Below are 5,867 nucleotides of genomic sequence, written 5' to 3'. Positions count from 1 at the left end.
CAGGCCGCATGCCTCCCGCAGGGCGGCTATCCCGGGCAGATCCACCACGGGCCACAGCATCAGCCCCTGTTTTACTAAGTACCTGTTCTCGTGCACCAGGGGCATCACATCACCCACAGTGGCCACAGCGGCCAGCACGATTAGCTCGGGGGGCACGGGCCTCTTGAGCCTGAGGGCCATCTCCTCTATCAGCTTGTACACCAGGCCGGCGGTACAGTAGTCTGTGAACTCCATGCGCCCCCTGTCATACCTGGGGTTGACGAAACAGTTGACCGGCGGGCGGCCGTAGAGCGGCTCGTGGTGGTCGACGACCGCCACGTCGATGCCTTTCTCCCGGGCCAGCCGGCAGGTCTCTGCGTTGTTGGTGCCACTGTCCACGGCGATGACCAGGGTCGCGCCCACCCGCGCGGCCTTCTCGACTGCCTCCCTGCCGAACCCGTACCCAGCCGCGCGGTCAGGGAGGTACCAGTCGACCGCCGCCCCGAGCTGTTCCAGCCACAGCACGAGCATGGCGGTGGCACAGATGCCGTCGGCGTCGTAGTCCCCCGAGACCAGTACTTTCCCTCTTCTGGCATGTGCGATAACCAGCGCCGCCGTCCCGGCGAGCTCCGGGATGGCCGACGGGACGGTCGTCCTGCAGGCAACAGCGAACTCATAGGCCTCTTTCGCGGAAGGGAAGCGGCCCGCCAGCACCCTGCTCAACAGCCTGCCCAGCCCGAGTGCCGCGAGCTCCTCCGGCTCGAAGTTTGCCCTGTTGAGCCGCCAGATGGGGTCCTGCACTATGTTATCCCCCCAGTATGGTTCCTTTGAAGGTCTGCTCGCCTGCCGCTTCGTGTATCGCCTTCAGCACGACGACAGTCGACTGCGGCAGCCTGGTGCCCCTGTCTGCGAGATAGGCGGTGCGCACAGCGGGCGAGGTCTGCACAACGTACCACGGCTCGGGCTCTTCCCCCACGTACACCCTGAATTCTGCCGAACAGGTACCGGTGGCGCAGAAGCCGATGAAATACCTGACGCCGTCGGACACCCAGCGACAGACCTCCTGTTCGGTGTTGGGCGGTATCAGGACGCCCGTATTGTTCCTCGCTAGCATACGGTCTCCCGCCTGCCTGTCAGCTTCTTCCTGGCCCCCGCCCTTATCCCCCGCACCCTGGCGCTGCTGAAGCCATATTCTTCACCTATCTCCGCATCCTTCCATCCCCTATCATAGTACAACACCAGGATCCTCCTTTCAAGGGGCGACAGCCCCGCGAACACTTCCGAGCACGTGTCGCCGTTAATCCAGTTCTCATCCAGCGGCGTGTCCCCTTCGTCGACCAGCATCAAGAGCGGCTCGTCCACCTCGATCTGGTCGAACAGGTCTTTCTCGTCTTCAAACTCCTCGGGGTCCACCGTGTTCCAGTTCCGTGCGGTCATGGACACCGGGTCGTCTCACCGTTACTGTTTTACCGACCAGGGCCACCGGTACCGAATAACGGTTCCGGTCAAACTTAACCAGGCTCAAGCTATCCACCTCTGCCGTTCTGGTCCGGGCGTAGTCGAACTCCCTGGCCGGCAGGGGGATCAGGTGCTGTTGTTCCAGGGTAAGCGCTTCTTTGACCGTAGTGGGGCGATATTGCAGGTGCTTGTCCTGGTATTTCAGGCATCTTTTGTCCAGTTCGGCCTGCAACTCTTCTATGGCGTTAACATTTGGCACTGGAACGAAGATGTTCCGGCGAATGTAACCGACCAGCCCTTCGACCAGGCCTTTTTCATGGGCTGCTCTGGGGTTCAAAAGTCCGCTTGAAAGACATAGTGCTGCGCAGGGCCAGAAAGTCCTTCTGCAGGCTCTGAACATATTTCCCCCAGCCGTCTTTTACTGCCGTTTTAAGATTGTCGTATATCAGCCGCTTTGATACACCGCCGAAAAAGTTGAAGGCTAAAACATGGCCGGCCAGAAAATTGTCGCTGCTCTGGTTGGGAAAAACAGCCACATAGGGCGCACAGCTATAACAGAGCCGGAAACAGAAGATGTTTACACGTATCCTCTCACCATTCACAATGACCACTGCCTGCCCCCAGTCCACCTGGGTCGCTTCGCCAGGGTCGAATTCTAAAGGTATATACGCCTGCAGATTTTTCGGTCGTAATTCCCGAACCAGATTCCAACCACTCTTTAACGGTCTCTCTAATGGGGTCGGTAACCGGGCATTTACCCTGCCGGGGTTTCCTTTCCCAGGGTACATTTTCACCGTTACAGTAACGCTTGACAGTATTGCGGGATACGCCCTGTCTTGTTGCAATTTCTCTTTTAGAAAGTTTTTCCACGGCATAAAGGTACCTGATTTGTTCGTAAAGATTAGTTTCAATCACTTCCCTTCTCCCCCCCAAACCCGGATGAATGTACATCCAGTATAGGGGATCGTTGAAGGAAGTGGATCAGTTTTAGAGTAGCAATTTCGCCAAAGTCGAGCAGTTTCACAGTATCATTTTGTCTACCACGGCTCCCAGGGTGGATCAGTTTGACAATGTCACAGGGGCTAAAAATAGTAGCAAACACAGCGGACGGGGCGGTTCTGCTCGTCGTACTCGATGGAGATATCCACGTTGCAGTCACCGAGCTGGGAGTTGAGCCTGTGAGCCAGGGAAGTGTAACCCCCGGCCGCCGAGACCTCAGCGGCCGTGGTCTCTCCAGGATGAACCTGACCCTCTCGCCCCCGCCGAGCGGGTCGTTGAAGGTGACCGTGTACTCGTCGGTTTCCAGGTAGTCATTATCGGGACCGGGTTCGTACAGGAGGCCGTTGACGTAGACGCGCAGCCTGCCCTGGCCTGCGGGATAGGGGTAGGACAGGTGGAACTGCGTCTGCCCTGCAGCGGCGGTAAAGGTTTCGGCAAAACCCACCCCGGGGACCAGGTTTTCGCATATGAAGTGGACGTTGCGGCCGGCGGGCAGGGGGTAGTTAAAAGTGACCGTGTGCCCGTCGGTCTCCACGTAGTCAGCATCCGCTCCCCCTGTCATGAGCAGGCCGTCCACAAAGACACGGAGCTTGTCCTGTCCCACAGGATAAAGGTGCTGGAGGGTGAAGGCCTGCTGGCCCTCGGTGGAAACGTAAGCCTCGCTGAAGGTGAAGCCGTTAATAGCGGCGTCCAGGGAATCCAGGCGCGAGTCGAGAGTGGGATGGCTGTCGCGGGCGGCTACGACCTCTCCCTCGATGGCATCGAGCCGCTCGCCGAGGGAAGGGTATGTACCACGGGCGCCGTAGACCTCCCCTGTGGCACCGCTCCTCTGCAGGAAGGGCCGCAGGTCGGTCGTGGTGACATCGGACACGGACTGGCCGGTGGTCACGGTGCCCAGCAGGAGCTTGTCGGCGTCCTGGAGCACCTGCTCGCCCGCTGCAAGCTCCCCGCTCTTCGTCAGGTATATGTAGTAGGTAGTTTGGGGCTGCGGCTGGTATATGGGAACCACCAGGCTGCTGTGCGACAGCACCGGTACATCGTCTATAAACGCCAGGCCGGGGCCGACTTCCACAACAAGAGAGTCGCCGTCCGGACGGGCAGAGCTAATCCTGTAGTCGGACAGGAAATCATCCAGGCGCTTCTTGAGCGTGGGATAATCCCCGCGGGCGTCGCTTACTTCCTGTACAACACTATCGAGGCGTGGGCTGTTCAACTGGAAGTCGGATATCCTGCGCATCGAATACACCCCGGGTCGACAGATGGACAGAAGTCCTCACCTGCATATAGTACCGGCCGCCGGCACAAACAGGGCGGCAGGTGTTGTTCTGCGAGGAAGATCGTGGTATCATGGTGAAAAGCAAAGATATCCAGAGAAAGGAGCGTCTTCATGAGGAAAATCCTGAGTTTAGTGCTCGCCCTCCTGCTTTTGCTGCCGGCATTGCCGGCCCGCGCGGATTCCGCCGGCTCCCAGGAGCCCAGGACGGTCTACAAGGGATTTGTCAAGCCGCTGAGGGTGGCCCTGGGGGACGATGGCGCCATCTACGTCCTGGACGGTATGGTACTCAAGAAGTGCAAAGCCGGGCAGGTGACGGTGGTGGCCGACATGCTGGCAAGCAGGGAGTACTTCGCCAAATACGGCCTGGGGGAAATAGAGGATCTGTATACCTTCAGGCCGGGGACGATGGTATATGCCGGTGGAGCACTTTTCATTACCGGTCTGATGGTGGACAGGTACCTGCCGCCCAGGCCGTATTTCCAGAGCCAGTACGAGCTCGGCGAGCCATACACCGTAACGGTCAAGATCACCGACCATTTCGAGCCTGTGCTCGTCGAAAAGAGCTATGTAACCCTAAACATCGATTCGGACGAACTCCGCGGACTGATGCTGAACGACCCCAGTTATACAGACCACTGGATGTACCAGGACTATACGGCTCGCTTCAGGAACCTGTACATCCCCAACCTGGTCCCGGCGCCGGATGGCAATATGTATGTCCTGAAGCCGACAGCCCGCGAAAGCGTGCCGACCATCTCCTTAGTGCCGGGCGATGACGGCAACCTGCATACCGGGTTCCGGGTCCGCATGACCCATGGCGGCGGTTGCTGGGGCTTATACAAGCTCTACCCCGACGGCCACCAGGAATTCCTGGAGGAAGCGGAATACTCATACCCGGTGGACACCAGGCCGGAGAAGCATTTTATCAACGACTTCATCGACACCTCAAACAAGTACCTGCGCGAGATGAATGACCCCGACCCGGACAACGACACCATATATGCCCTGCCGTCGCACGAAGACCCCGAAACGTCCGTCATAGCGTGCAACGAGAGCTACCTGTGGAAGTACAACTTCAAAGAGCACACCTACCAGCAGGTGGAATTCATCCCTGGTAACGAGATGCCCAGCGGCAACGGGATGTCACTCATGCCGGACCACGTTTACTCCCCCACCATGCCGCGGGCGACCAAAACCCTGGGCGTGTTCTTCCTGTCAGGCGGCGAATACGGCAACGCCTGGCGGCTGTACGCCGACCGCTACTACCAGGACCTGGGCAACCTGACGCTCTTCGGCCCGGCCAAAGTCACTGACTGGACAATTAACGAGGATACCAGGACCATCTACCAGCTCCTGGACGACGGCCGGCTGGTGGCTGCTGACTTCAGCAAGTACGTGCAGTATGCCCCGGGCCAGAAGCCGGGACAGCAGGGGAGCGGCGTGGAGTTTGAGATGCCCGGTGACACCTTCAAGGTCATGTCCGACCAGAACAGGCAGACTATATACGGGGTCAAGGGCCCCAGGGGGCCGTACAAGAAGGACGGCGTCCTCTATGTGCCCATCGACCCGGTGGCCTATATACTCAACATAAGCGTACACGAGGACAGCATGGTCCAGGCCGCGGGCAACATATATGCCATCAGGCTGAGCAACCCCAGGTTCGGCTCCTCGCGGTATATCAAGGTGTATGTGGATAAAAAGGGGGACGTGATACAAAAGCATGCCTCGCTGGACGAGCTGATGAACGCAATCTACGAGCTGACCGGTATGCGCTACAAGGTCAGGTACGATGTCACCACCAACACGCTCTACATCCAGCCCGAGGTCGGGTCGATGCAGCTATTTGAAGGATGGTGGAGATAAATGGACTTCCCGTGGCATGTCGTGGTCATACTCCTGGGCGGCGTGCTCCTGGCCGCCGCCCTCGGGAGCAAGGAAGTATTCACACTGCTCTACCGGCTGTTCCTGCTCTTCCGGATGCTGGTGCTCATGCCGCTGACCGTAATAGCCGTAGCCCTTACCATACGCCACTTCCAGCTGATTAGGGGCAGCATCGGCCTGGCCCACCTGGTCATAGGGTTCATCGTCTACATGGTCATGGTCTTCATCCTGGACGGCTTCCTGGAGCGGCTAGCCGAAAAGCACGGCGTTAAGT

10 protein-coding genes are annotated in these 5,867 nt (G+C 58.8%); 4 read left to right on the top strand and 6 right to left on the bottom strand.

Features of this window, described 5'->3' with window-relative positions; genetic code table 11:
* The 6 genes from ACPLUI_RS09975 to ACPLUI_RS09950 all read right to left on the bottom strand — a co-directional run.
* Positions 1 to 780: DHH family phosphoesterase (locus ACPLUI_RS09975; RefSeq protein WP_424660113.1), on the bottom strand; the 780-nt coding region annotated here is incomplete at its 3' end.
* 4 nt (positions 781 to 784) lie between these two features.
* Positions 785 to 1,027, bottom strand: a complete 243-nt coding sequence (locus ACPLUI_RS09970) for a hypothetical protein (protein WP_424660112.1) — start codon at positions 1,025 to 1,027, stop codon at positions 785 to 787.
* A gap of 59 nt (positions 1,028 to 1,086) precedes the next feature.
* Entirely contained in the window at positions 1,087 to 1,392 is a 306-nt protein-coding gene (locus tag ACPLUI_RS09965) for a sigma factor-like helix-turn-helix DNA-binding protein (RefSeq protein ID WP_424660111.1), read from the bottom strand.
* Complete coding sequence (locus ACPLUI_RS09960) at positions 1,373 to 1,774, bottom strand: Mu transposase domain-containing protein (RefSeq protein ID WP_424660110.1); 402 nt, start codon at positions 1,772 to 1,774, stop codon at positions 1,373 to 1,375. Before ACPLUI_RS09960 ends, ACPLUI_RS09965 begins: the two co-directional genes overlap by 20 nt.
* On the bottom strand, positions 1,752 to 2,048 hold the full coding sequence (locus ACPLUI_RS09955) for a hypothetical protein (RefSeq protein ID WP_424660109.1): 297 nt from the start codon (positions 2,046 to 2,048) through the stop codon (positions 1,752 to 1,754). The genes ACPLUI_RS09960 and ACPLUI_RS09955 overlap by 23 nt, the downstream gene beginning before the upstream one ends.
* Complete coding sequence (locus ACPLUI_RS09950; RefSeq protein ID WP_424660108.1) at positions 2,029 to 2,352, bottom strand: hypothetical protein; 324 nt, start codon at positions 2,350 to 2,352, stop codon at positions 2,029 to 2,031. The genes ACPLUI_RS09955 and ACPLUI_RS09950 overlap by 20 nt, the downstream gene beginning before the upstream one ends.
* 149 nt (positions 2,353 to 2,501) lie before the next feature.
* Here ACPLUI_RS09950 and ACPLUI_RS09945 point away from each other — a divergent pair, with 149 nt between their 5' ends.
* From ACPLUI_RS09945 to ACPLUI_RS09930, 4 genes are all read left to right on the top strand, one after another.
* Positions 2,502 to 2,747, top strand: a complete 246-nt coding sequence (locus ACPLUI_RS09945) for a hypothetical protein (RefSeq protein ID WP_424660107.1) — start codon at positions 2,502 to 2,504, stop codon at positions 2,745 to 2,747.
* Between the two features lie 83 nt (positions 2,748 to 2,830).
* Positions 2,831 to 3,790 carry a hypothetical protein gene (locus ACPLUI_RS09940; protein WP_424660106.1) on the top strand — a complete coding sequence of 320 codons (960 nt, stop codon included), beginning with the start codon at positions 2,831 to 2,833 and terminating at the stop codon, positions 3,788 to 3,790.
* A gap of 33 nt (positions 3,791 to 3,823) precedes the next feature.
* A complete protein-coding gene (locus ACPLUI_RS09935) occupies positions 3,824 to 5,575 on the top strand; it encodes a hypothetical protein (RefSeq protein ID WP_424660105.1) in 1,752 nt (583 codons plus the stop codon).
* The coding region (locus ACPLUI_RS09930) for a hypothetical protein (protein WP_424660104.1) at positions 5,576 to 5,867 on the top strand (292 nt) is incomplete at its 3' end.

It is taken from the genome of Desulfofundulus sp., assembly GCF_049701015.1.
GTDB lineage: Bacteria > Bacillota > Desulfotomaculia > Desulfotomaculales > Desulfovirgulaceae > Desulfofundulus.
Note: the sequence above shows the minus strand (reverse complement) of the source record. Positions and strands in the feature narration are given on the sequence as shown.

Coding starts and splice junctions, on each gene's coding strand:
- ACPLUI_RS09935 (WP_424660105.1), top strand. CDS start 3,824: ATGAGGAAAATCCTGAGTTTAGTGCTCGCCCTCCTGCTTTTGCTGCCG.